The 26,766-nt window shown below is 39.9% G+C and carries 18 protein-coding genes; 7 read left to right on the top strand and 11 right to left on the bottom strand.

Features of this window, described 5'->3' with window-relative positions:
* Window positions 1-59: 59 nt before the first annotated feature.
* The 5 genes from F0919_RS08865 to F0919_RS08845 form a co-directional block, all read right to left on the bottom strand.
* Window positions 60-1,040 (bottom strand): hypothetical protein, encoded by a 981-nt coding sequence (locus tag F0919_RS08865; protein ID WP_150032394.1) that lies wholly within the window; start codon window positions 1,038-1,040, stop codon window positions 60-62.
* On the bottom strand, window positions 1,040-2,227 hold the full coding sequence (locus F0919_RS08860) for a hypothetical protein (protein WP_150032393.1): 1,188 nt from the start codon (window positions 2,225-2,227) through the stop codon (window positions 1,040-1,042). Before F0919_RS08860 ends, F0919_RS08865 begins: the two co-directional genes overlap by 1 nt.
* Before the next feature lie 38 nt (window positions 2,228-2,265).
* Complete coding sequence (locus F0919_RS08855; RefSeq protein ID WP_150032392.1) at window positions 2,266-3,723, bottom strand: T9SS type A sorting domain-containing protein; 1,458 nt, start codon at window positions 3,721-3,723, stop codon at window positions 2,266-2,268.
* Between the two features lie 295 nt (window positions 3,724-4,018).
* Entirely contained in the window at window positions 4,019-5,080 is a 1,062-nt protein-coding gene (locus tag F0919_RS08850) for a hypothetical protein (RefSeq protein ID WP_150032391.1), read from the bottom strand.
* Between the two features lie 56 nt (window positions 5,081-5,136).
* On the bottom strand, window positions 5,137-5,634 hold the full coding sequence (locus F0919_RS08845; protein ID WP_150032390.1) for a hypothetical protein: 498 nt from the start codon (window positions 5,632-5,634) through the stop codon (window positions 5,137-5,139).
* Window positions 5,635-6,086: 452 nt separating this feature from the next.
* On the opposite strand from F0919_RS08845, the gene F0919_RS08840 reads away from it, so the two are divergent.
* Window positions 6,087-6,680 carry a dihydrofolate reductase family protein gene (locus tag F0919_RS08840; protein ID WP_150032389.1) on the top strand — a complete coding sequence of 198 codons (594 nt, stop codon included), beginning with the start codon at window positions 6,087-6,089 and terminating at the stop codon, window positions 6,678-6,680.
* A gap of 78 nt (window positions 6,681-6,758) precedes the next feature.
* Here the strand turns inward: F0919_RS08840 and F0919_RS08835 are convergent, their stop codons facing one another.
* The gene (locus F0919_RS08835) at window positions 6,759-8,135 is read right to left on the bottom strand and encodes a T9SS type A sorting domain-containing protein (RefSeq protein ID WP_150032388.1); all 1,377 of its coding nucleotides are present in this window, start codon (window positions 8,133-8,135) and stop codon (window positions 6,759-6,761) included.
* Window positions 8,136-8,300: 165 nt separating this feature from the next.
* Window positions 8,301-11,042, bottom strand: coding sequence for a T9SS type B sorting domain-containing protein (locus F0919_RS08830; RefSeq protein ID WP_150032387.1), 2,742 nt, complete (start codon window positions 11,040-11,042; stop codon window positions 8,301-8,303).
* 230 nt (window positions 11,043-11,272) lie between these two features.
* On the opposite strand from F0919_RS08830, the gene hutI reads away from it, so the two are divergent.
* Window positions 11,273-12,499 (top strand): imidazolonepropionase, encoded by a 1,227-nt coding sequence (gene hutI / locus F0919_RS08825; RefSeq protein WP_150032386.1) that lies wholly within the window; start codon window positions 11,273-11,275, stop codon window positions 12,497-12,499.
* Window positions 12,500-12,580: 81 nt separating this feature from the next.
* Here the strand turns inward: hutI and F0919_RS08820 are convergent, their stop codons facing one another.
* Both F0919_RS08820 and F0919_RS08815 read right to left on the bottom strand, forming a co-directional pair.
* Window positions 12,581-13,225 carry a LolA family protein gene (locus tag F0919_RS08820; RefSeq protein ID WP_150032385.1) on the bottom strand — a complete coding sequence of 215 codons (645 nt, stop codon included), beginning with the start codon at window positions 13,223-13,225 and terminating at the stop codon, window positions 12,581-12,583.
* A gap of 230 nt (window positions 13,226-13,455) precedes the next feature.
* Window positions 13,456-15,693 (bottom strand): PKD domain-containing protein, encoded by a 2,238-nt coding sequence (locus F0919_RS08815; RefSeq protein WP_150032384.1) that lies wholly within the window; start codon window positions 15,691-15,693, stop codon window positions 13,456-13,458.
* Window positions 15,694-15,941: 248 nt separating this feature from the next.
* Here F0919_RS08815 and F0919_RS08810 point away from each other — a divergent pair, with 248 nt between their 5' ends.
* Window positions 15,942-16,868, top strand: a complete 927-nt coding sequence (locus tag F0919_RS08810) for a T9SS type A sorting domain-containing protein (protein ID WP_150032383.1) — start codon at window positions 15,942-15,944, stop codon at window positions 16,866-16,868.
* A gap of 56 nt (window positions 16,869-16,924) precedes the next feature.
* Here F0919_RS08810 and fusA read toward each other — a convergent pair whose 3' ends face one another.
* Window positions 16,925-19,078, bottom strand: a complete 2,154-nt coding sequence (fusA, locus tag F0919_RS08805; protein WP_150032382.1) for an elongation factor G — start codon at window positions 19,076-19,078, stop codon at window positions 16,925-16,927.
* Window positions 19,079-19,260: 182 nt separating this feature from the next.
* Window positions 19,261-19,947: a hypothetical protein gene (locus F0919_RS08800; protein WP_150032381.1), complete on the bottom strand. Its 687-nt coding sequence runs from the start codon at window positions 19,945-19,947 to the stop codon at window positions 19,261-19,263.
* Between the two features lie 505 nt (window positions 19,948-20,452).
* Here F0919_RS08800 and F0919_RS08795 point away from each other — a divergent pair.
* The 4 genes from F0919_RS08795 (at window position 20,453) to F0919_RS08780 (ending at window position 26,721) form a co-directional block, all read left to right on the top strand.
* Window positions 20,453-21,109, top strand: a complete 657-nt coding sequence (locus F0919_RS08795) for a response regulator transcription factor (RefSeq protein ID WP_150032380.1) — start codon at window positions 20,453-20,455, stop codon at window positions 21,107-21,109.
* Between the two features lie 137 nt (window positions 21,110-21,246).
* Complete coding sequence (locus F0919_RS08790) at window positions 21,247-21,954, top strand: LytR/AlgR family response regulator transcription factor (RefSeq protein ID WP_150032379.1); 708 nt, start codon at window positions 21,247-21,249, stop codon at window positions 21,952-21,954.
* A complete protein-coding gene (locus F0919_RS08785) occupies window positions 21,951-24,110 on the top strand; it encodes a sensor histidine kinase (RefSeq protein WP_150032378.1) in 2,160 nt (719 codons plus the stop codon). Before F0919_RS08790 ends, F0919_RS08785 begins: the two co-directional genes overlap by 4 nt.
* A gap of 208 nt (window positions 24,111-24,318) precedes the next feature.
* A complete protein-coding gene (locus F0919_RS08780) occupies window positions 24,319-26,721 on the top strand; it encodes a TonB-dependent receptor (RefSeq protein WP_317132540.1) in 2,403 nt (800 codons plus the stop codon).
* The last annotated feature ends 45 nt before the right edge of the window (window positions 26,722-26,766 follow it).

Raw genomic sequence — 26,766 nt, 5'->3', positions numbered from 1 at the left:
GCGCTGCAAAGGCTTAACTACAGACTTGTGCCGGGCTGCAATTAAACGATAGCCATTCTTTAAGGCGTGCCAAAAAAAGTGCTTTGGCTGTTATCAATAATATTTCTTTCTGTTGATGTCAGCACAGTGGGGAAAATAATTAACTCCGATTCATGCCCTGCATGGTACCCTCCTCCAATGTCATCGCCGCCAATGGTAAATGTGGTGGCAGTGCCGGCAAGTGATGCCGGAATCAATGTAGTGGTACTGGCAATACTTGCTCCACTTACTAATATCTGTAAATAAGGAGATGTGGAAGATGCCAGCATCATATAATTTCTTAAACTTCCGACTGTATTATTTACTCCCGAAATTCTTTTATATGTATTACCTACATCCAGGTAACAGCTCCCTGAAAAATTAATGATGCTCAGCCACCTTGAATTTCCTGATGAATAACCAAAGGCATACCCTGAATTGGATGCTTCTAAAACTGCTGCCGCAGTACCGATATATCCTGATCCAAACACAGCCGTTGCCGCTGTGGTGGCCTGCAGGTAGGAACTGGTAAACCATATACTTGTTCTTGAATTTTCAACTTCTATGGCTCCTGCATTTACAATCCGGGGTTGTCTATTTTCGATAGTTTGTTTGACATGCCTTGCATTTCCACTCTGGTCATACCAGGTATCTACAAAGATAGATGCGGTGCCGTAAAATGTTTTAAACGACATGGTAGCGCCAACGGTATAACCACTGGTTGTCCCGGCAGAATCTATTGTAATGATGCTGTTGGTATCCACCACCCCGGCAGCATTAAAGCTAACATTTGCTCTGGCCAGGGCCGTTCCTGTACCTTTACGTACTCTCATTGCCGGGCCGGTATATCCTCCTCTCAATTTTCGTACGCTGTAAGCCATTGAAGCGCCTGTTATGGAATCCAATGCTGTCTTCTTCGTTTTATTCTGGTTTAAAGCCCAGAACTTCTGTATGGGGGTTTGTGCAAAGCAAGTCCCTGAAAGGAAAAAGCAAAGACAAAAAAGAATCTGTAATGGTTTCATCAGTTATAATTATTTCCGTAAGTCCACCAATAATTAGTACCATCGTAATAGAAAGTCAATATATCAACTGCGGAAGCTGTCTGTGTCAAAGATACCACTCCTGTACCGCCATTGATCACTTTAGAACCGGACGGAAGGTTTATGGTGCTTGTACCGTTATTAATCACTCTGATAAGCCCGAACATCCCTGCTTTGGCATTGGCAATGGTAAGCGTATTGGCGCCGCCCGCAAGGGTCCATGCGGTATTGGCTCCCAGATTCAAATCCCAGGTGTAAGCGTTGCCGGTAGCGGTCGTCTGTACGGTGGCCGTATAATTAGGTGCCGACACAGTGCTGTCTGCACGTATCTGGCCTGCTACATGCAATTTAGCAGAAGGTGAAACAGTGCCTATACCCACATTCCCTCCCGTTGGGTTCAATACTAATGGTAAGCCGATGGCAGAAACATTATTGTGCGATTGGATGTAGCCTCCATACGGACTATCTGCAAAAGTCCCAAAATCCAGATTGTGAAAGGAATTTCCCTCTATCCTGAATGTAGCATTGGTTTGCTCTGAAATACCTGTTGTGGGTTGATTATGTGTACCCCGAATAACTAGCTTATTAAGTGGGTTAATCCTGCCTATACCTATATTGCCGGAACTAAGAATGCTCATCAGTTCTGCGTTTCCACCTAAAGCATCTCCATTAAAAAAAGCGAAACGGCCATCTTCTGGAGTGGTGCTTTTTGCTATGTATGTTAATGTACCGTAATCCTCATCAGAACTTCCCGTACGGCCCCTGAATTGTATTTTCCCCAGATAATCTCCCGCAACAATATCTGCTTCCGAACCGATTGAACCGCGTGAACGTGCTAAGAATAAACCTGCAGCAGAGGTGTTGGCGGTTGAAAAACGCTTAAACTGACCAATAGCACCCGACCCCTGAACATCTAATAGCCAAGCAGGATTGGTCGTTCCAACACCTACTCTACCGTTATCTTTAATTATAAATTCCGTTCCTGCGGGCCTGCCTGAAGAGCCGTCGGATTTATAGGTCAGTTCCACCCGTGTGCTGTCTGCATTGTTCTTCCAGCTGTCATTGGTGGTATCTGCCAATTGCCTGGTGCCTTTATTGTCGACAACGCGCTGTGCGTTGGCTAACAAACTGAGTAATATCAGCGGCAGTAGTATAATGGCTTTTCTCATAATATAAAATTGAATCTTACAAATTTAATAACCGGCTGTTATCTTTCAACCACTATCTTAAAGGATTCCCTGCTGTCTTTTGAATAGACAATAAGGTGATAGGCGCCAACAGCAAGGGTATTGACATCAATTACGTTCTTACCATCATTCAGCGGTAAGTGGTCCAGTATCCTGCGGCCGAGCATATCATATATTTCCGCCGCTGCTGCTCCATAACCATCCAATACCACATACAGATTGCTGCCATAGGTAACAGGATTCGGATAAATGCTTATACTGCGGCTGCCACAGTTTACCATTACGCTCACAACATCGGTATAGGCAAGGTTGCCGTTCTTATCTTTAACGGCTATCCTGTATAACAACATGCCTTTTTGCTGCGGCTGGTGTGTATAGCTGTAACTGCTGTTATCGCCCTGTCCATCCGTGCTGTCTATATCGGCAAAACTGATGCCATCTGTGCTGTACTGAATGTAATAACCTGCAACGTTTGTTTCCGAACCGCTGTGCCATTTCAGTATTACATTACAGTTCACAACCAATGCTTCGAAACCGGACAAAACGACGGGCAAGGGAGTCTGCTCTGTAATGCTGCCTAAGGTAAACTTGCCTTGCGGATAGAGTGCGCCTATGCTGCTTACACTTCCGGAGGCTTGTGTACCATTGACAACACCGCCCTCATTCTGCCATCCGGGAACGATTTTATGTGCCACCTTTAAAGCAGAAAGATAATCGGTACCGATTCCGGCATTGTGATAGTCATCGTAATATACGGTGACAACTGCTGTAACACCGGCATTGTTTACGGGTTGTAAATCCCAATATTCCATCTGATTGTAATGAAGCAGGGGAACAGCTTCAAGTCCGGTGGTCAAACGGGGTGCATCTCCTCCGTCATCAGGATAGTACCTTGCCATAAGCCCTTCGGGATTCATACTGATATTGGCTTTTACAGGCTGATACCTTGTGCCGTCGCCTACCGGATAATCGAAATTTCCCGTACCTGTCTGCGAAACATATCCGTTCACATGGGAGGCATCGGAGGGCGTAACCGGCAATATAGCAGTGGCGCCCGTTCCGTCGGGATTAAATTCGAGTGGCTCCAGGCTGTCAACGGCCAGAACAATGCCATCTGTAAATTCAACATCCTGCGATACACTTATTTTCTTCAACAGGTGAAAGCCTGCTGTATTTGAGAACTGTAACCCGGTTGTCTTAAAGGCTTCCTGTCCGCTTATGGTCTGCAAATTGCTGCCCACTAACCGGAGCGTGCCGCCGTCATAACCTGTGATACCGTCCTGTTTTACATTCTTTAAGGCATAAATGTTGCCTTTGTCTGTAAGGGTAGCGGTACCGGTGTTCGTAAAATCAGCATGGATACCTATTTTTCCTCCTGTATCAATATAGAGCGAACCATAGTTATACATCTGGGCATATGCTCCCTGTGCCGTTATACCAATAACCAGTAAAAAGATATATGCCCAAATGTTTTTCATGCTATTGCTTTGTTTTGTTTTAATTGCTTATCCGCATGTAGGAAACAAAATATTTAGATTATCCCGTAGGGATTTAAATATTGGTAGAATATATTAAACCGCTCTATCAAGACCCCATCGGGGTCATATTGCATCATTACAAATGGACAAAAACAAATGCGGCTATCTAATCTTGTCCCTACAGGACAAACCAATAATATGTAATCTACATTGCTACCAATATTTAAATCCCTACGGGATAAATTCGGTTTATTGTTTGCTGTTTTGTTTCCTACATGCGTATAGTCATATTGTTTTATTTAACCCACTGAACTTCGATAACATCACCTGCAACAAGGCTAACACCCGGTATTGCAACGGTAACATTTCCGCCTGTTACAGTATAATCTGTAGTTGTCAGTAGTTTAACGCCATTTCTGAATACCCATACTTTTGTAACGTTCTCAGGCAAACCAGGTACTGCATACATTTCAGAAGCACCGCCTGCAGCATTGAATACAGATTCACCGCTTTGCAACAAAGTACTTGCAGAAACTCTTGCCACTTTACCTGTAGCACCGTTCACTACTACGATACTGTCGGTAGCCAGGTTACCTGAAGACAAACCTGTAATATTCAGTGAATCGCCTGCCGCACCGCCAACGCCAATGGTAAGGTTGTGGCCGTTTGTTCCGATAGTGGTAGCCTGATTCAACGTTCCGCCCAATTTAATGGAATCGCCTGTTTTGGTAAGGCCGTTGGCTACATCTAGGTTATTCATTAAAGTGGATGCAGATACGGTTTTCAAAACACCTGTTGCCGGATCGGTTACTACAATGCTGTCCGTACCTGAACCTGCCTGTAATCCCGGGATGGATAATGTGTTGGTGCCGTCGGTAGTAATGGTTGTTGGTTCTGTTAAAGCTCCACCTAATTTTACGCTGTCAGCGCTACGGGTTATACCATTTTTGTAGGTAATGTTGCCTAATAATGATTGAACAGACATTCTTTTCAATTGACCTGTTGCCGGATCAATTACAACAAGGCTGTCGGCTGTTGTACCACCTTGTAGCCCCATGATTTGCAGGAATTCCGTAGCTGTTGTGGTAATAGTGGTAACTTCTGTCAGTGTACCGCCAAGTTTAACGGTATCGCCGTCTTTACGTACACCGTTCGATGCATTTTCAAGATAGTTGGCAAGCATACCGGCGGTGTCGGCCGGCGTGATAAAGGTAGATGTCGAGTCGATAACCCATACAATGGTACCTTTATTATCCACAGCTTTAGTGGTTACTTTTTGGGCAAAAGCCTGAGCGGAAAATAACATTATTGCTACCAGCAATAATTGTTTAGTCAGTTGTGTCATTGAAGTTTTCATTTTCTATTTGTTGTTTTTTTTAAAATTTGATTAAGATTTATTGGTTAAGATGGTTATTAAAGAATCTGGACTATTTTAATGTTGTCATTCTGAATGCAGCTGACTTCGGTAGCAATCGTATTTACGTTTACCTGTATGCTGTTGATGATAATGCCGTTGCGGTAAACTGTAATTTTATTCATATCGGTTATGCCTGCGGGTGTTTGAAATTGCAACTGACCGGCAGTGGCGGTATATTCTGTTTTTAGTACCTGAGTTGCATTATTCTGTCCGCCGCCTAATCTTATCCATTTTACACCATCGCAATAATACAGGCCGGGGGAAACTGCTGTATCTGCGGCGCCGTTAACAGCCAAATTGTAAACAAACATCCCTTCCACGAATACAGTCATGGGGGCAGGATTATTGGTAGAAAGAAGGTTAAGCCTCGGCAAAAGCAAGCCTTTCATATTGCTTTCAAGTTCGAGTAACGAGTTGGGATTAATAACCGTCGGATTATCGCCTATTTTAACTTGTGCGTAACCGGATGTTACTGATCCGATTATGAAAATCAAACACAGCAACCCATATTTAAAACGGAGCAAAGAAAAATCATTAAAACATTTCATATTCATTACATGTTGGTTATTTGCCGCATACATTACCTCTTATTGAAATTACTTTCAGTAGCAATTATCAATTAGTTATCAAAGTATCCGACTAGTATATGTACTTACAAATACCGTGCCAGAAATTAAATATTGAGGAAAATAAATTAGTTAAATCAGGTTTTGGCTTGTCTTCCTGATGCGAAAGTATTACGCGCCGATACGAACACAATGACTCAATCAATATTCGTAGGGTTCCATTTAATATTCGTTGAAGTGGGATCTAAAAAGGGCTTAATTGCTATAAAACAAAGAGTTCCATTAATCAACGGAGTGAACTTTTTTATCAGAATTTGCATTAGAATAAAAGAAATTCTGATAACGCGTTTTAAACCAAAAGAAAAAGGGGGTAAATCAATATGAGAAAAATAACTGTCTTATCTATGATTTCACTGGATGGAGTGATGCAGGCGCCGGGCGGGCCCGAAGAAGATACATCGGGAGGTTTCGGGTATGGCGGCTGGACCGCTCCGTATGGCGACAAAGCTTATGACAAGGCTCTTGAAGAAGAGCTAAAACCTGCGGATTATCTTTTAGGCAGGAAAACATTTGATATATGGGCTGATTACTGGCCTGAACATGCAGATTTCTGGCCGGGCATAAACGATGGTACAAAATACGTCCTGTCAAATACGATGAAAAAATCGGACTGGGCAAACTCCGTTTTTCTGCAAAGTGTTGAAGACATCAAAGAGCTGAAAAATTCAACAGGCCCTGACATTCAGGTCTGGGGCAGCAGCGAACTGATTCATTTGTTGCTGAAGCATGATTTGGTGGATGAGCTACGGCTTAAAATCTATCCTTTGATTCTTGGCAAAGGAAAAAATTTGTTTAATGACAATGCTATTCCGGCAGCATTTAAATTAACAGATAGCTCCGTTACGCCTGCTGGAGTGATTATGGCTAATTACAAGCGGGCAGGCGAGGTGAAGACAGGCAGTGTAGGGCCTTAAGGGAAAGGAAAAAATAGTTGCTTTTGTTCCTGGATGTACCCAAAAAATAAATGTCCGGCACCTCAAGGTGCCGGACATTTATTGCTTTACAAAAGATTGAACATTTATCTTGTTTTCATTGCTGAATATTAATAAATAAGTTCCGGCAGCCAGCTGCTGCAGAGGTATCTTATTCTTGCCGGGAAGCAGCTTTTGCTGCTGCAATACTCTGCCGCTTCTATCAGTAAGCATGAGCTGCAAGTGTTTTTCGGGTGTTTCGATAAATAAATCTTCCTTTGCCGGATTAGGATATACACTTACATCAGATGCCGGATTGGCCACATCTTTTGTACCTGTTGGGACACCATCATTTCTATAAATATAATTGCCGAATAGCACGTCCGGATCGCCGTCATTATCATAGTCGGCAGCAGCTACAATGCAATTGGTAATATCCGTTTGTTTGAAAGCTGTGGTATTATAGTTGGTAGTCCCGGAACCTAAAGCCATAGCAGAAAATGTAGCAATAAAATCAGGATTTCCGCCACTGAGGCAAATATCAGGTTTACCGTCGCTATTAAAATCCGCGATATCTGCAGCAACTGGTTCTCCAAAGACAGGCAAATTTGTAGTTACCATCGTAAAGGTTCCGTTGCCGTTATTATGATACATATCTGTGAAGTTCTGCACACCGGAACTATCATTGCCTGCTGTCAATAAATCAAACCAACCATCGCCATCATAATCAAGCCAATCAACGGTACCTGCCCCACCATTCATATAAGGACTTGCAAGACTAAAACTGTCATTTCCTTCATTATGATAGATATAGGTGCGGGATAAAAGACCAATACCTGTCATGGCTATATCGGGCCTGCCATCATGATCGTAATCATGCCATTTTACATCACTGAAATATATGCCGGGTAATGTTGCCGGGACTGTGTCAAAATGAAAGCCGCCCGTGCCTTTAAACAAATAAGCGGATGCTGTACCGGCATTATTGAAACCTGTTGCCAGTATATCTTTCAGACCGTCATTATTATAATCGGCAACAGCAATGCTTCCGGCGGAAAGTCCCGGTAAAGTATCGTTGATAAGCTCAAAAGTACCATCACCATTGCTTTTGTAAATATGAATTTTGTTACTGTCCACAAGGCCGGAAGCTATCAGGTCTTCCTTGCCGTCATTATCGAGATCGGCCCAGGAAGCGGCGGGTGTAAACATCATGGGAAATGCCTGGGGCAGTCTGACGAAACCGGTTGCTGTGTTATGATAGACGAGAAATATATCCGGACTGTCCACATTCATAGTTTGTGCTATATACACAAAGTCTTTACGGCCATCGCCATCATAGTCTCCCCATGCGGCAGTACCGTAAGCGCCCTGACGCATTGAATCGGTTAAGGTAAATGTTTGTGCTCTTGATAATAAAGAGCTTAGTAAGAGTGTAAATAGTAAAATAATTTTGTTCATCGGTTTGGCTATTTATTAAGCAAGACGGAGAACTTTATAGCGGCATTTGGTTGTTTATGGTACAGAAATACCGCCAGTAAATCTTTATGGGGGATTCAAAGAGAATTATAACCGGATTAAACTAAAGAAGCCGCCCGATGGGCGGCTTCTTACTATTTGCAATTATTATCTTACCAGCGTAACATTTCCCTGCCTTGTAAAGGCGCTTCCTGAATCGGTTATAATATCTATTGTGTAAACATATACGCCCATGGGTTGTGGCTTGTCATTGAAAGTACCATCCCAGCCTTTGTCAATGTTAGAGCTTTCAAATACTTTTTGTCCCCAACGGTTATAAACATTGAATGATTTAAGTTTTGCAACACCTCTTTTTGATGGTTTGAAAACACCATTAGGGCCTCCTGTACCGGGAGCAAAAGCATTAGGCATATCTATAACGGTTTCTTCAATCAGGATATCGATAGAATCAACAGTAGAACAACCATGTCCTGTAGAAGCCGTTACAAAATAACGGGTGCGCACTTCCGGATTAAAGGTCGGATCGCCGCTGTGTATGTCGTCAATTCCTGCAGGGGGGAACCAGCTGAAATAAGTACAGTTGGTATTTGGCTCCAGATGATATGTTTCACCATGATATAACCTTACACTGTCGGGCATATTAACGGCCGCAGCAGGATAAACACCTACCACAACATTCTGCGTATCCCTGCAACCGTGAACATCTTTACCGATAACCATATAGTTGGTTGTGGTATGAGGTGATGCAACGGGATTGGCAATATCAGTTGCGCTCAAACCCATAGGGGGGCTCCATTTATAAGAAACGGCATTGCTTGCTTCGAGTTGTATTTCGCCGGTAACACAATAGCCGGTATCGTTTGTGTTAACCTGTAAAAAATCGCCTGGAAATACGGTTATGAAAAGATTTGCAGAAGCGGTGCAACCAATGGGAGTTGAAGCTGTAACTGTAATGTTTCCGGACGTATTTCCGATATAAGCGTTATTGGGTCCGCCGTTAAATAACATGTCGGCAGCGGGCGCCCAGGTATATGTAAAATTAAAAGTAGAAGGGCTTGCTATGGCATGTAATGCTACTGTATCATACTTACAAACGGAAGTCTTATCGGCAAATATCTCAATACCATCAGGGTTAGGCTCGGCCTGAAGTGTAATGGTTTGCGAACTGTCTGTACAACCTGGATGCGATGCAGTCAGCATATATATGGTAGAGCCCAATGGCGGCGTAATAACCGGGTTTTTAATATTTGGGTTTGACACACCTGTTGTAGGTGTCCAGGTATAAGTATATTCATCGCTGCCTGTAACATTTATCTGAACAGTGGCGCCTTCACATACTACGGCATTATTGTTCGTAATATCAAAGCCTTGCAGGCTGTGTACCGCAACTGTTGCAGTTGATGTACACATGCTTGTATTGGTACTGCCCACGGTAACGGTATAGTTCTGGTCGCCTGTAGGATCTGCCAATGGCTGTGCGATTGTAGCGTTATTCAATCCTGTGGCAGGCGTCCAGTTATAAGTATAAACAACTCCCGGTGAGGGATTAGTGATTTGCAGGGGAAGCACTACGCCGTCATTAATACAGGTAGTAAGGGTAGCGGGTAATGTAAGAACCGGTTTTGCAACAGCATTAAATGTAACCGAGTTGCCTACAGGAATACCTGTGCTGCAATCATCCAGTAAAGTATTGCCATCTGTGCCGTTCTGAGCATGAATGGTATAAGTGCCTGTGGTTGTAACAGGATTAGCAAGCGTAATGTTTATTGTATTTGAAAAACCTGCAGGATTGCAATTGACGCCTACCGCATTTGTAATTGTTACGGGGCCTCCAGGGCCTGTAATATTAAAATCAGATGCATTGGCAGCAACAGAACCGCATTGAACAGGAACATTGGTTGTAAGTGTCAGTGTGGTACAGTTTAAAGCGGCAGTCGCAAAAGCAGCATTTGCATTTACTGAAAAAGTCAGGGCATCTGTTACAGGTACTGCAGTTCCGCAGAGATTCAGCAACGTATTGCCGTCTGTTCCGAGCTTAGGTTTTAAGGTATAATTGGCGGGAGCCAAGGCGGGCGCAAAATTTAAAACTATATTTTCGGTATAGCCATTCGCACCGTTACAGTTTACGCCCGAAGCACTTACTATTGTGCCGGCCGGCGTCAATTGAAAATCAGAACCTGTTGCTGTAATGGAGTTACAGGCAACCGGTGTATTCAAATGAACGGTAACAGTGTTTTTATAAGTACATGAAGTTGCAGAAGTAAGGCTGTTAAGATGCGGCGGAGTGTTATCATTAAAGGTAGCTGTAGAGCCCGCAAAATTGATGGTAAAGCCGGAACTCGGACCGCCACCTGCACCGAAATTATTTATCATAATAAGGTAAACATCACCTGCAGCAGCAGTTATTTGTTGAAGGAAGGGACTTCCTGTAGTACCGCCGGGAACAGATGTCAATGTTGAGGTGGTATTCAGACCCAAAACGCCATTATTAAATACAGGCTGGTTGTTATTAAAATTGCATCTTATCACATTGGCGGTAGTAATGTTGTTACAATTAATTCCGGTTGCATTTACAATGGCAAAATCATAGTCATCCTGCTGATCAACCGGAGTAATAGTAAAGACAATAGAACCTGCAGTACTAACAACTAATTTCAACCATACAACATTATCTTCGCCGCAAGGGTTAAAAGCGTCACCGCAGGGAGTTTGTGTTAAATCTGCTTCCAAACCGTTGCCCTGATAGCTAAAGGGTGTTGTAAAGGTATTTCCGCAAAGCTGCAAAGCGTTGCAGGCATCTTGTTCGGGTTGGTTAACAGGTAATAATTGCGCTTGAACGGGTAATACGAACCCAACCGAAGCCAATAATAAAAAACTAAGAAAACGCATGAAATGGTATTTAAACTAAATGATAAATTGTTCTTTTAAAAATATATTAAAATCCGGCTTTTTTTGATTTTAGTTATCTTATAGACGCGAAATTAACGCGCAAAGTTGGTTAATTATTGTCATATTATTTAATGATTAAATTGAAAATGAGGTAATTAAAAGTTATTTGTCGGTTATCTTTATTTACTTTGCAAAAAGTGTGCCAAAAATCTCCAAATTATTAAATATTTATGCACATCCTTATTAAAAATATTAAAACCCTTCTCCAAACAGAGGAAGGATCGGAACGTAAATCGAGGGTTTATGGAAAGGAAATGGCTCATTTACCGGGTATCAATAATGCCTGGCTGCTGGCAGAAAACGGAATTATAAAAGATTTCGGGAGCATGAAAGATATTCCTGAAATACGTGCTGATGAAGTTATGGATGCTACGGGAAAACTGGTTTTACCTTCCTGGTGTGATTCCCATACCCATCTGGTGTTTGCAGCTCCGCGCGAACAGGAGTTTGTGGACAGGATAAACGGACTTACTTATGCAGAGATTGCAGCAAGAGGCGGTGGCATATTAAATTCGGCTGGAAAATTGAATGAAACGGACGAGTCAAAACTTTATGATGATTCGCTTGAAAGATTGCATGCTGTAGTGGCACAAGGCACCGGTGCTATTGAAATCAAAAGCGGATATGGCTTATGCCTCGAAGGTGAATTGAAGATGTTGCGTGTCATACGAAAGATGAAAGAGCAAAACATTATTCCCGTAAAAGCAAGTTTTTTAGCTGCACATGCCTTTCCTCCGGAGTATAAGGAAAATCATGAAGGGTATATTAACCTTATTATCAATGAAATGCTGCCAAGGGTTGCCGATGAAGGGCTGGCAGATTATATGGATGCGTTTTGCGAACAAGGCTTTTTCTCTGTAGATGAAACTGCAAGATTATTGGAAGCGGGCCTGAAATATAATTTAAAACCAAAAATCCATGCAAATCAATTGCACCGTTCAGGCGGTGTGCAGGTTGGCGTAAAATATAATGCTATCAGCGTTGATCATCTGGAAAGTATGGGTGAGGAGGAAATTGAAGCATTGCGTGGCAGCAATACTATTCCAACTTTATTGCCCGGTGCAGCCTTTTTTCTGAATATGCATTATCAGCCGGCGCGTTTATTAATAGATGCCGGATTGCCTGTAGCGTTGGCCACCGATTACAATCCCGGCTCCTGCCCTTCCGGAAATATGAATTTCCTGTTGTCTCTGGCTTGTACACAATTGAGAATGACACCTGAAGAGGCTATTAATGCTCAAACAATTAACGGAGCGGCGGCAATGGAAATGGAACATGAAATGGGTACAATTGCTATTGGTAAAAAAGCAAGCCTGATTATTACAAAGCCTGTTTCTTCACTGGCTTATCTGCCTTACAGCTTTGGAGAAAATTGGGTGGAAAGAGTGATTGTGTAATAGCGTGTCCTGCCAAGGATTCTAACAATAAAAAAATGCGGCTTCCAATCAGAAGCCGCATTTTCATTAAAACATTTTTAATTATCTCAAATCAATTACTTCAACACCCGGATTTTTCTTTGCATCAAAAGTAAAATCAGTTGCTGCAACTTTTGCATTCGGCGTTACACCTGAAATAGTATAGCCGTAAGAGCTGCCACTTTTATCATACATGATACCGCCATTCACCATAGAAGTCTTTTGATCTACGTATAAAAGTATTTTCTTAAAAGATTTTCCGTTTACAGGAGTAAGTTCAATTACGTCAACAGATTTACCTGCAACGGTCTTTGCACCTCCATAGGTATATTTATAATCTTTGGTATAAGAGCCCGAAAATAATTTTGCAGGAGAAATGCTCTGAGAGTTGGCGTCATAATTTGAAACCTGTACTTCTTTATCAGAAACCAGGTATGTCCAAAGTGTGCGGCCATCGCAAATAATCTGCTGTCCCGTCATATTCACCCTGAATTTATTGCCCTGCATCAGAAAGGTACCGCTTTTATTGCCTTTTGAAGCACCTTTTGCATCATTCATGGTAAATACGAAGTTTGCTTTTAAAGACGTCATTGACTTTACTTTGGAGCTCAGCTTATCTAATACGACTTTTGCTTTTGCGTCCTGTGCCTGAGATTGAAAGGAAATAAATGTTGTTGCGACTAATAATAAAGAAAGGAGCTTTTTCATATTCTTCTTTTAAATTTAAAAATAAATGACGGGCTATTCTATTACCCTACAAATGCTTAACAGTTTTTCGGCTGCAAAGTTGCGTATTATAGATTTAAATTAAGTGGAAAAGTTTAGGTTAGAGCCATCTAATAACTTTTCATTATGAAATCACGATGGTTTAATTTTTAAAAACGAAGCGGCTTCTATGTGATAAGAAAGTCGCTTTATTTTAATCATGATTTAAAAACCTATCGCATCAATGTTACGTTTCCGGTATAATTCTCATTACGTCCATTTTTCAAAGTGGCACTTATCTGATAAATATAAACGCCCACCGGCTGGTCTTTGCTGTTAAACTTACCGTCCCATCCACGGCCATTTGTTGTGTTGGATTCAAATACTTTTTGTCCCCATCTGTTGAAAATGGTCATGCTGAATCCTACAATACCTTTGCTTAACAGTTGCCTTGGATAAAAGTAATCATTTACACCGTCACCATTTGGCGTAAATACGTTCGGAACATCGGTATAGCAATCTTTATTAACTTCAATAGTTTCAGTCGTAGCGCATCCATTCTTCGTTGCTGTAAGCGAATATGTTCCGGGATGAGCAATGTTTATAGAAGGTGCTGTAGCTCCTGTGTTCCAATACCAAGTTATAGAAGGATCCGAAGCATTATTTAAATCTGACACAGTAAGAGCAGGGCCGTCAAGGCAAAGCACACTGTCCGGACCAAGATTCACAAAAGGATACGCATTTACTACAATAGAGTCTGTAGCATGGCTTATGCCGCAGGCACCGAAGTCGGCATCAGCCGTAATCCAGTAAATGCCCGGATTTTCATAATGGTGTGTGGATGCGCCGAATTGGTTCCACTGAGTGCCGTCCCCAAAATCCCATGCAAGGCTCCTGATAGTATTTACATCATAATCAGCATCAAAATTCACAGCTTCCCCTGCACAGATGACATGTTTATCCTGTGTAATGTTGAAAAAAGGTACTGCATCTACCTGAACCGTACTGTAAGCAGTATCATAACAAGGCAGGTTATCTTCTTTTACAACCAATCGTATGGTGTGGCTTCCTGCCTGCGTAAATATATACGTTGGGTTTTGTGCTGTTGAGGAAACCCCTTCTCCAAAATTCCAGTTCCAGTTGCTTATGTTGCCAACCGATGCATCTGTAAATGTTACCGGCATTCCTGCACTCAAACAGATTGTATCGGCGCTTTGCGTAAAGACAGCATTCAAAGGGTGCGTTACGTCCACTGTTTTAATTACGGAATCCAAACAGCCTTCGTGAGAAATGACTTTTAATCTTACAACATAGATATTCTGGCTTTGGTATATGTGAGTCGGATCAGTTGCATTGCTTTCGGGTGTCATGTCTCCGAAATTCCAAAAATATTGCCCGCTATCGCTCAAGTTATGAAATACAACAGTATCACTGGTACAGGCTTTATTGACTGTAATGGTAAAATCAATATTCAACGAATTAAAAGTAGCATGTACTGTCTGAGAAGTGTCAGTACATCCCGCAGCACTTGTCACAACAACTTTATAATTGCCGGAAGCGGTTACTGTGTACATAGAATTTGTAGCTCCTGCAATTATTACATCATCTTTAAACCATTGATAAGCATTATTGGCATTAGGGTTGGCCAATGAGATATCAGCGCTCCCACCCGGGCAAATATTAATGGTGTCCGTACTTGTTAAAGTAACATCGGGCTTCGGCAATAACTGCACATCGAATGTGCCACTTACACTGGCGCATCCATTTACATTCATGGTGCAGGTGTAAGTTCCTGTTTGCCCGGCTTGTACATTAGTGATTGTAGCTGTATTGCCTGCTGCTGCAAAACCATTGGGGCCTGTCCATGAATAATTTGTATAAGCAGCTCCGGGTGTAGATACAGGCGCCGTAAGCGTAATACTTCCTCCCGGGCAAACTGCGCCACTGGAAGTAATGATTTGTTGTTGGGGCGTAATAGTAACATCGTCAATAATAGTACCCAATGTGGCCGTATTACCGGGTGTTACGTTCGTAATGTCCAAATCTATACTGGCAGTAGTAGGTACAAAAGTGAATGTTTTACATTGCCAAAGCCAGGCTGCGTTGGCTGAAACAATATCCTGAGTAAGAAATGTGGTCGCACCATTATAAATTTTCAGGTTGATATTATTGGGATTGGATGCAATATTTCTTCTGGAATGACGAAGGGAAATAACATAAGTATTTCCGGGTGTTACGGCAATGTTGCTTTGTCTTATATTAGAACCATAATCTATTTCAGCAACATGGTTTGTTGCAACTGCACCACCATAAGTGGTTTCAAAGTTACTGCACTCGGCATCTGTTGCAGGAGCAAAGAAAGTCCAGTTCGCAGCATTGGCATTAAAATCGCCATTCTGAACTAAATTTTGCGAAAATGAATATTGAAATGATAATATTAACGGTATTGTAAACAAAGCTCTCTTTATCATAAGCGTGACGTTATCTGATTAATAATTTGGCTTAGAACTGCAATAATGTATTATTACGTCATTGCAGTTCTTACACAAGTTAAATGTAAATAAACATACCTACATAAACATATAGTAAAAGACATGGCAATTATTCAAATCGTTGGTATTGTTTTATATAAATCCTGTACAGGCAAGAAATATACTTATGATTTTCTATGATATTTACATGTTTTCTATTAAATTCGTATTGATTAAATACCTATACTATGAAAAACGCCCTGTTTACTTTAGCTTTCCCTATATGCTTGCTCTGTTCTCTTTGTGCCTCAGGACAAAAGATACATATAACAGATACATCAAACCTGTGGATTACCCGTAGATTTGTAGACGGGGGCTTGGAGCCGGACTACTATGATTATATTAATTTCAAATACAAGGACACAATTGTAAATACCAATGGCCACACATACAATTACCTTCAAATAGGGAATAACTCTAATTTTTCAATCAGAGAAGAAGGAAATAAAGTCTTTCTCAGAGCTTATAAGAGATATTACTCAATTGCTACTTATTTTAATGATACCACAAATGAGTTTTTATATTTCGATTATGATCTGCAAGTCAATGATACATTGACATTACCGATTACAGATGGCTCTGTACCTTCTTCACAAATGTTTAGTAAACATGTTGTTCTTTCAATAGATTCCACGGAAATAAATAATACATGGCACAAGCGCTTTCACATGAACCCAATATCAGGTTTTGATGGCTATTATGAGTTTATTGAAGGAATTGGAACATATTGGGGGCCAATAATAACCAGTCAATGGGTGACTTCAACAGGATTGCATTATATAGTTTGTTTCAAGAATAACAATACTACTCCTTTGTCAGATCTAACTGACTGTAACCATATTACTGCTGTAAGTGAGTTGGGAGAATCAGGTGACCAATATTTCCATATTTATCCAAATCCTGCTAATGAAGAAATTACAATTGATTATTCAGGAGTAAAAAATTCAAAGTACATTATATCTATTCTGGATTTATCCGGAAAGGTTTTATTAAAAACAACTTTTCAATCTAAAAAACCGCTGGATATCAGTAAACTCCTTTCAGGCATGTACATTATTCAGATAGCAGATGAAAATGGAATCTTATTTCACGATAAAATGATAATACGTAAATAAACAAAAAGCCGTTTCCTTTTCGGAAACGGCTTTTCTATAAATCAGCTATCTGAAAATTATGCGTTCTCAGCAGCTTTTTTGCCTTTTGCTTTTGTTACTACTTCTTCTTCAATGTTCTTAGGAGCCTGAGCGTAGTGGCTGAACTCCATTGTTGAAGATGCACGACCGGAAGAAAGAGAACGTAATTGCGTTACATAACCAAACATTTCGCTCAACGGAACTTTTGCTTTGATTACCTGTAAGTTGTTACGTGTATCCATACCTTCCAACATGGCACGACGACGGTTCAAGTCACCTGTAACATCACCCATGTATTGATCCGGAGTCAAAACTTCCACTTTCATGATTGGCTCAAGAATGATTGGTTTTGCTTTACGACCAGCTTCACGGTAAGCTTGTTTAGCACAAAGCTCGAATGACATAGAATCTGAATCGACCTGGTGGAAAGAACCATCAAATACACGAACTCTCATGTTTTCTAATGGGAAACCGGCCAATACACCGTTAGCCATAGAGGTTTCAAAACCTTTTTGGATAGCAGGTACAAATTCTTTTGGAATAGAACCACCAAAGATATCGTTGATGAATTGGAAACGGCCTTTATCAAGCGCTAAGAATTCTTCGTCAGCAGGTCCGATCTCAAATTGAATATCTGCGAACTTACCACGACCACCTGATTGTTTCTTGTAAACTTCACGGTGTTCTATTTTCAAAGTCAATGCTTCTTTGTAAGCAACCTGAGGCGCACCCTGGTTTACTTCTACTTTAAACTCGCGACGCATACGGTCAACGATGATTTCCAGGTGAAGCTCACCCATACCGCTCAATACAGTCTGACCTGTTTCGTCATCTGTTTTAACGCGCAATGTAGGATCTTCCTCAACCAATTTAGCGATAGCCATACCCATTTTCTCAACATCAGCCTGAGTTTTAGGCTCAACAGCGATAGAGATTACGGAATCAGGAATGAACATGTTTTCCAATACGATAGGATTTTTCTCATCGCAAAGGGTATCACCTGTTTTGATATCTTTAAAACCAACAGCCGCACCGATATCACCCGCTTCAATACGGTCGATAGGGTTTTGCTTGTTAGCATGCATCTGCATGATACGGGAGATACGTTCGTTTTTACCGGAACGTACGTTCAATACGTAAGAACCTGCATCCAATCCACCTGAATATACGCGGAAGAACGCCAGACGACCTACGAAAGGATCGGTCATGATTTTAAACGCCAATGCAGCGAATGGTTCTTTTGCATCCGGTTTACGTACCAATACTTTTTCATTATCATCCGGATCAGTACCAGTGATAGCGTCAACATCCAAAGGAGAAGGCAGGTAACGGATTACGCAATCCAACATCTTTTGAACGCCTTTATTTTTGTAAGAAGAACCGCAAAGCATAGGAATGATACTTAAGTCAAGCGTAGCTTTACGTACTGCTTCGTGAATTTCTTCTTCAGAAATGGAGTTTGGATCTTCGAAGAATTTCTCCATCAATAAATCATCATACTCAGCAACTGCTTCTACCAATTCAGCACGATATTGTTGTGCTTCTTCCATCATATCAGCAGGAATTTCACCTTCAACATATGTCATGCCTTGAGTCGCGTCATCCCATACAAGAGATTTCATTGTGATCAAATCAACAACACCTTTGAAATTATCTTCAGCACCGATTGGCAATTGCAATGGAACTGCTTTAGCTCCAAGCATATCGCGTACCTGCTGAACAACCATTAAGAAGTCTGCACCGATACGGTCCATTTTGTTAACGAAACCTACACGCGGTACTTTATAACGGTTAGCCTGACGCCATACAGTTTCAGATTGAGGTTCAACACCATCAACCGCAGAGAACAAAGCAACAAGACCATCCAATACACGCATAGAACGTTCAACCTCGATAGTGAAATCCACGTGACCCGGAGTATCGATGATATTGAATTTGTATTTTTTAGAATCAGGAAGCGCTTTACCTTGAACGGTAGGGAAATTCCAGAAACAAGTAGTAGCTGCAGAAGTAATGGTGATACCACGCTCTTGTTCCTGAGCCATCCAGTCCATTGTAGCTGCACCTTCGTGTACTTCACCTATTTTGTGGTTTACACCAGTGTAGTACAGAATACGTTCTGTGGTAGTGGTTTTACCCGCATCAATGTGCGCGGCGATACCGAAATTGCGCTGTAAGCGTAAATCTGCCATGACAGTTTAGAATTATTAAAACTTAAAATTAGATTTTGAGGGTGCAAAGGTAGGGATTTTAAATTAATATCAGAAAATGAATTTAAGTGTAGCGTAAAAGACTTTTCTTAAATAAAAAGCCTGATCCATTCCTATTAAGCATTGATCAGGCTTTCTATTCTGATAAACTGAATTAAGATTATTTACTTCCTAACAGTTATTTCTGCATCCGCTCCATATACATAGCCTATTAATCTATATTGTAAATTTCCCATTGTAGTATAAACCATAATCGTTTCATCAACAGCACCTGACTGGGTGGTTGGCGAATAAGTGATATTAAATCCATTTCCTTTTGTACCACCTGTTTCTGTCAGGTTTAATGGTTTTACTTTCCCAAAAGCTAACCTTACATCCGATATTCCGCTCGGATTGTTATAATTGAAATACCTGATAAATGAGCCCGGTCCTAATACAGGTGTTTGTATTGTTGCTTCTTTTTCCAATGTTTTAATATTAAACGGAAAGAATGTAGTAATGCTTTCCCCCTGTTTAACTGCGCCGAAATTTAATGTGATCATTCCCTGGCGGTTATCTTTTACTGCGCTTCTTTCAATTTCAATAGCTTTTTTCTTATTTATTGCTGCCGTTTTTCTTATTTCTGCATCCGATAAAATGGCTTGTTGCGCAGGCTGAGGGTTTTGTGTACGACCCGGCAATATAGATGGCGCGGAAACAGTACTATTAACAGGAGGAACTGAGGTATTCTTTGAAACTGAAATTTGCGGCTCGGTGGTGGAAACAGATTTCTGCTGTGCATTAACAACGAGTGTAGTCATTGTTAAGAAAGCACTGCAAAGCATTGCAGAAGAAAAGGCTTTTGTTTTCATGTAATTAATGTTTAAGCGTTATTGAAATATGTTTTATTAAGACCGAAACTTCATTTCATAGTTTAAAATATCAGAATAGAAAATAAAAAAACAGTCAAAACGCCAGTTTATGAAAACAACATTCAGAGATCATTCAACCTTTATTTTATCATTTTTTCATTAATTGTAAAATAAACTTACAGAAAATGCTATAAATCTTTTTGCTTCAAAAAATACCGCCCCGGATCTTAGAACTGAATACTCTTTGTAACACTTAATACTTTACTTTATCGTTAACATAGCATAAGATATATGGTTAATCAACATTAACAAAAAATAAAAATAATGATTATATAACCTCCGTTCATAGTTTTTAAAATGCCATTCATCGATTTTATTTGTTTCAATTAACCACATTCGGGAATCTTACATCCATAATTACATCGAATATTGGGGCTAAGATTAAGTACCGGGTGGCGCATCAATTATATCTAATCCGATATTGATTCAATAAGAACGAAAGATTATGGAACAGTTTTTAACCATTGGCAGCAGCACTATTTTCAGAAATGGAGTGAAAAATATGATACAATCTATGGGCAATTGTGAAATAGTGGGGGAAGCAACAAACATAAAAGCAATAGAAAACGGAAATGGTTTACACACATCACACTATGTGGTAATGGACCTGGACGATACACAAAACAATGCAGAAATGCAGATAGTGGATATAAGAAGGATGAACATGAAAGCATCCATCATTGGTTTTTCCAGATTTCAGAACAAGGAACGGCTTATCGGTCAATTTAAGGCCGGTGTAAATGGTTTAATATCAGTACACTGTGATTTAAATGACTTCAAGACAGCTATTTGTTGTATTAAACAAGGCAAGGAGTATTACATGCAACCCGCCTCACAAATTATTCTGGAATATTGCATGAATGCATCCCCAAAAATGGCGAATGAGTTACAATATAAAGGCTACTCATCGCGTGAAATTGAAATTATAAAACTTTGCTGCATGCAAAAAACAGCAAAAGAAATTGGTAAAATTATTTATGTCTGTGAGAAAACGGTGGATTACCATCGTCAGAAAATAATGGCCAGAATGGATGTGAAAAACATTGTGGGTATGGCAGTTTACGCTATAAAGCACAAATTAGTAAACGTTGAAGAGCTTTAGTTTCCCTGTAATTATCAATAGATACATATATCCCAATCATCCAATTAATCATAAAATAATAAAATAATCCATTTTTCAGTCTTAAATACTACAAAATTTATGTATATTTGAATGGCTTTTATTAACCGGAACAAGCCATGAGACCACTCAAATATATAATTATAGAAGATAACAGGTTGGATGAATTATCTTTACTTGACCTTCTATCCAAATATCCTCTCTTGCAGCATGCTGCTACAGCGGGCAGCATTATTGAGGCTCAAACTTTCATTAAACATCAGGAACCTGATATTATTTTCGCGGATATAGAAATGCCTGATGGCTTATTCATTGAATTTGCCAAAAGGATGAAAAATGAAAAGCCAATCATTATTTTCGTCACCTCTCATTCCGAATTTGCTTTGGAAGGCTTTGAAACTTCTGCGTTGGATTATCTACTTAAACCAATATCCGAAGAACGTTTTGCACTTACTTACAGGCATATAATGGGGTATCATAAAATGAGTATGCTGGCCAGTTTACAAGTAGAACAATCAGAAAAAGAAACCATTGTATTTAAGGATGGGTTTAACAAAATCAAATTGCCGGTGCAGCAAGTCTTATACCTGCAGGCTATGCAGGATTACACTAAAATTGTAACTGTTAATAAAAATTATCTGGCCAACAGCACTCTTTCTGCTTTTTTAAATAAAAATGCTCATTTTGGTTTCATCCGCATTCACCGTAGCTATGCTATGTTAAGCAGCCAGATAAAAATACTAAAGAAAGACAGAATCATTGGAGAGAATTTTGAATTGCCTATCGGCAAAACTTACCGTACTGACATCTCGAAATTAAAATTATGAGACGCCATTTATACGGTTTATGCTTCTTTCTCGGCCTTCTGTTTTCCTGCAACTTACAGGAAGATCATTCAAAAAATGTAACATCATTGAATGATGAAAACCTTAAAAAAATCGATTCCTTGTTACAATATGAAAAGAATGATGCAGCAAGGGCTATTTCTTTTGAGATGCTGGGATCAACCTCTGAAAACGATTACTACAAAAAATCGTATTTGTATGGCTATATCGGCAAGAGTTACAAATATTCCTTTCATTTTGATTCAGCAGTTTATTATACAAAAGCTGCTTATGATTTAAGCCTGAAAATAAATAATAAAGAACTTCGGGTTGAACAGGCAGTCTGGTTGCTGAAAGTATATTCCCAATCTGAAGCGTATGCAACCGAAAGACAAAAACTGTTTGACATTGTAAGTAATATCAACAGAAAGACATTGGATATTTCAACACAGGCGTTGATTCTTGATGGTTTGGCTGAATTCTACTTCAAAAACAGAAGGTATCAGATGAGCGTATATGTTTCTTCCCAGGAATTAAACCTTCTGAAAGCACATCTTTTGAATCGCACTGTAAGCCATAAAGACTCTCTCCATATGGCGCTGTGTTACCTTCGACTTTCCGATCCTTATTTATGGCAAAGCTCCATATATTTGAACACAACACGTTATGTTGAACATGGCAATATAGAAAAAGGATTACGATACTTACTTCTGGCAAGAGAATGGATGGGCAGCAACAGTTACCTGCTTGCCAAATACTACCACGGGGTTATATATATTCATTCCATAAAAGCCAAAAATAATATACACAATGCTGTTACATTTCGGGATAGCCTGATCAATCTGGCAAAAAAAACAGGACATAATTTTAACGACCTTATTATTCAAAGCAATATTCTTATAAGTGATGTTCATTTCTTTCTTTCAAAAAACAACTATAAAACCGATAGCAGCTGGAAATACTTTAACGATGCAATCAAGTATGACAGCAGCCTCATAAATCCTGTCATCAGTGGTTATTTACAATGGTTAAAGGGAGACTTGTTGCTACGCGATCAAAAGTATGACAGTGCTTTATTTACATTCATGAATATAGCAGGCACAGCTAAAATGTTTACTTTGAATCAGCTGATAAATTACACCATCTCCATTGCTGATTGCCATGAAAAACTCGACAATCAGGATTCGGTAATTTTCTATTATAAAAAGTATATGCTTTATACAGACAGCCTGCTTGTTGTCAACGAAAAGAAAATAATAACAGATATAGAATCTGAATATCAACGTAAAATAACGCAGGACAACGTATATATCAAAAGCCTGATTATACAAAATGTCCGGAAGCAACGGCTTTGGTTGTTTACAGTGGCGGCAGCACTTTTATGCTTGTCTGTTTTGCTGATTATTTTTTATAAGAACAAAAGAAAAACCGCACTTGAACTGGACAAGCAGAATGCCGTCTTGCAACATTTGAATGAGCAACTTAAGGAAGCTAACCAAACAAAAGCTAAGCTGTTCGCCATTATAAGCCATGATTTCCGGTCGCCGATAAGCCAGATATACCAATTTCTTAAGCTTCAGCAATCTCAAAACACATTAATCGGAACTGATGAAAAGGCCAAGCTTGAAAAGCAAATACAAACAGCCGCTTCCGGCTTATTAGACAATATGGAGGATCTGCTTATATGGAGCAAAACCCAGATGCTTTTACTTAATGTAGTAAAGGAACCGGTAAATATTTACAGTTTGTGCAATCAAAGCATAAGTTTATTGGAGAACATCATCCGCGATAAGCAATTAACCATCGATATCCGGATGGCTCCGGATGCAATCCTGGAAACGGATGTCAATTTTCTGATGACTATCATGCGCAATATTTTGCACAATGCCATCAAAGCATCACCTGAAAAAGGCTCTATTGTTGTTCAATACGAACAATCGGCCTGTACTAAACCTTGTCTTAAAATAATAAATCAAGGTGCTTTATTTACTCAGCAAAACTATCTGGAAGCGCTGCAACGGGCACATACTTCAGAATTATTGACAAATGGACTGGGATTATTGATAATTGACGAATTAAGCAGGAAAATAGGAGTCAATATAACTTTTGAAACGATAAACGGTGATGAGACTTGTTGTACCTTACAATTCCTTGCATAAAAACAATATATGCATTTGTACTTGATTAGTACAATTACTAAATATTCTCATTCTCAATATTGCATTAAGTATTATTTCGTATTTTTAAGACAAGTTTATTACTCCAATACGACCTGTTTATTGGCCCTGACAAATAGTTACTCCCCTACATCTTAATCTAATGCCAATTAAGGTTTACATCCGTTGCAAAATGCAGTGATCTGCAGTGATGAAAGGTTTCATTCAAAATGTCAATATGAAACATATTTATGCTCAAATAAAAACTATATACCAGTTTATTCTGACATTAACGTTGTTTATATCTGGTTTAACTCCTTGCTATTCCCAAACAGGCTGCATAAACGGATATGTCATGCTACAGGATGGAAAGCCGGTCTGTAATTTACGGATTACGTTACCGGAAAATTCTTCAAGTACATTAACAGATGCTAAAGGTCGTTTTGAAATTCTGAACCTGAAATCCGGAGATTATACTATTAATATATCCACAGATGAGCAGTTAATTAAAACTGAAACAATATCTGTTACTACAAATAATATCGCAGAGACAAACATTGTTATTCCTGGCATTGATTCGCAATATTTATCAGAGATAATGATTAATGGTTCGCATACAAAGTATGTCACGGAAAAGCCCTCCGGCTCTTTGCGTATAGGAAGCCCATTGATAGAGGTTCCTCAAAATATTACAGTTATAAATGCCAGAACGATAAGAGACATCGGAGTCAATACCACTGATGACATTCTCAGAACTGCAGCAGGTGTATTGCCCGGCAATAATGCGGGCCAGGATATTTATACAATGATACGCGGTTCAACAACCCAGAACAGCATTTTGCGCAATGGCGTTGGTTCGGGGTATTATTACAACATGAATCCCGATGCTGCTATGATTGACAGGGTGGAATTTATAAAAGGCCCAGCAGGCTTCATGATCAGCAATGCCAACCCGGGAGGGATCATAAATATCATTACAAAACAACCGGTTCATGAAAAAACGCTGCGTGTTGAAGCAGGCTATGGCAGCTGGAATATGCTGCGGACTTCAATTGATTTGGGAGGTGAAATTAAAAAAAGGAGGGCATTCACTTACAGGTTCAATGCAGGCGTGCAGCGTCAGAGGCGTCACTATCGTTACGGATATTTCAACAAATATTTTATAGCGGGCGCATTTCAATATGACATCAAACAAAGCACCAACCTTGTATTTGAATATAACTTCATGGAAGGCAAAAGCCTTGATGATGTAAGATATTTGCCAAGTGTTAACGGCAAACTCTTCGTTGTGCCGAATGACATCCTTATTTCCGATCCGAATGCATCGGGCGTCAGCAGCCATGACCATTATTTTAAATTGAACCTATATCATAAATTTAGTAAACACTGGAGCCTGAATACACATGCCGGTGTTGTTTTTGGAAAATGGCATGCCAATGGAATGAAGCTGGATGAGATCCACCATAACAATATAGTTTCGGATGATACAATTTACCGTTATACTTACAAAGACAAATATGACAATAAGCTTTACAATGCGATTGTTTTTTTGCAAGGTGAATATAATACCGGCAGGCATTTGCAACACAATATCCTCATAGGGTTAGATTTTGGTAAAAGGTTTGCAAGAGATTCATTTTTTGTAAAAACGGACAACAAGCATAACCTTTATTATCCAGACCCGGCTTATCACATACCAACCCAAGCGCTAAATCATTTTGAGGCTACGATATACGAAAATATTGCTTCCAGCCACTATGAAGCATTGTATTTACAAGACCATCTGAAAATTTACAACAAAGTGATTCTTACGCTGGCTATGCGTTATACCATTTGTCGTACACCGTCCTCTTCTGATAAATCACTGACACAAACTGATAAAAAAATCACACCAAGACTGGGGCTTACTTATTTAATCAACAGCAATCTATCATTATATGCGTTAACGGACGAAGCATTCGTGCCGCAAATCGGCAGAAACTTTGCCGGCAGGCAATTTGAGCCGCTTACAGGCAATAACAAAGAGATAGGTTTGAAATCTTTTTGGTTTGAAAGAAAATTTTGTATTAACCTTACTGTATATCGCACCGTGCGTAATAATGCACTGGCCATCGATCCTGATTATCCCGATTTTCAGAAAGCTACAGGTCAGTCGGTTACTAAAGGCATAGAACTGGATATAATTGGACAGATAAGTAAAAGCATCAGCATTCTTGCCAACTACGCCTACACGGATTCCCGTGTTACAAAAAGCAATAATCTAGCAGAAATAGGCCTTTATACCTTCAATTCGCCTGTGCACAATATTGCTAATTTGTTTATTAAATATAAGTTTACAGATAAGGCATTAAAGGGTTTGTCATTTTCAGCGGGACTGCAGTATAAAGATAAATTCAGCAGTTCGTACTCTGAAAATTCTTACCTGCCCGGCTATACCTTACTGGAAGCCGGATTGAGTTACGCATACAGGCAATGGTATTTGAATTTCAATGTATATAATCTTACCAATAGAAAATATATCAACTTCGGTTCAAAATACAATGATACTGATTGGGTTTATGCCCCCGGGCCACCTCTGAATTTCCGGTTGGCTATTGGATTCCGTTTAGGATAAAAGTGTATTGCCTTTGCGTACAAAGCCTCAGCCACTTCTGATGAG

The sequence above is a fragment of the Taibaiella lutea genome (assembly GCF_008629695.1).
In the GTDB taxonomy this organism is placed as follows: Bacteria; Bacteroidota; Bacteroidia; order Chitinophagales; family Chitinophagaceae; genus Taibaiella; species Taibaiella lutea.
The sequence above is the reverse complement of the archived record's forward strand: the minus strand, read 5'-3'. Positions and strand labels throughout refer to the sequence as shown.

Bases quoted from the DNA above. Each gene is read 5' to 3' on its own strand.
- F0919_RS08865 (WP_150032394.1), bottom strand. From the start codon at position 1,040: ATGAAACCATTACAGATTCTTTTTTGTCTTTGCTTTTTCCTTTCAGGG.
- F0919_RS08860 (WP_150032393.1), bottom strand. From the start codon at position 2,227: ATGAGAAAAGCCATTATACTACTGCCGCTGATATTACTCAGTTTGTTA.
- F0919_RS08855 (WP_150032392.1), bottom strand. From the start codon at position 3,723: ATGAAAAACATTTGGGCATATATCTTTTTACTGGTTATTGGTATAACG.
- F0919_RS08850 (WP_150032391.1), bottom strand. From the start codon at position 5,080: ATGAAAACTTCAATGACACAACTGACTAAACAATTATTGCTGGTAGCA.
- F0919_RS08840 (WP_150032389.1), top strand. From the start codon at position 6,087: ATGAGAAAAATAACTGTCTTATCTATGATTTCACTGGATGGAGTGATG.
- F0919_RS08835 (WP_150032388.1), bottom strand. From the start codon at position 8,135: ATGAACAAAATTATTTTACTATTTACACTCTTACTAAGCTCTTTATTA.
- F0919_RS08830 (WP_150032387.1), bottom strand. From the start codon at position 11,042: ATGCGTTTTCTTAGTTTTTTATTATTGGCTTCGGTTGGGTTCGTATTA.
- hutI (WP_150032386.1), top strand. From the start codon at position 11,273: ATGCACATCCTTATTAAAAATATTAAAACCCTTCTCCAAACAGAGGAA.
- F0919_RS08820 (WP_150032385.1), bottom strand. From the start codon at position 13,225: ATGAAAAAGCTCCTTTCTTTATTATTAGTCGCAACAACATTTATTTCC.
- F0919_RS08815 (WP_150032384.1), bottom strand. From the start codon at position 15,693: ATGATAAAGAGAGCTTTGTTTACAATACCGTTAATATTATCATTTCAA.
- F0919_RS08810 (WP_150032383.1), top strand. From the start codon at position 15,942: ATGAAAAACGCCCTGTTTACTTTAGCTTTCCCTATATGCTTGCTCTGT.
- fusA (WP_150032382.1), bottom strand. From the start codon at position 19,078: ATGGCAGATTTACGCTTACAGCGCAATTTCGGTATCGCCGCGCACATT.
- F0919_RS08800 (WP_150032381.1), bottom strand. From the start codon at position 19,947: ATGAAAACAAAAGCCTTTTCTTCTGCAATGCTTTGCAGTGCTTTCTTA.
- F0919_RS08795 (WP_150032380.1), top strand. From the start codon at position 20,453: ATGGAACAGTTTTTAACCATTGGCAGCAGCACTATTTTCAGAAATGGA.
- F0919_RS08790 (WP_150032379.1), top strand. From the start codon at position 21,247: ATGAGACCACTCAAATATATAATTATAGAAGATAACAGGTTGGATGAA.
- F0919_RS08785 (WP_150032378.1), top strand. From the start codon at position 21,951: ATGAGACGCCATTTATACGGTTTATGCTTCTTTCTCGGCCTTCTGTTT.
- F0919_RS08780 (WP_317132540.1), top strand. From the start codon at position 24,319: ATGAAAGGTTTCATTCAAAATGTCAATATGAAACATATTTATGCTCAA.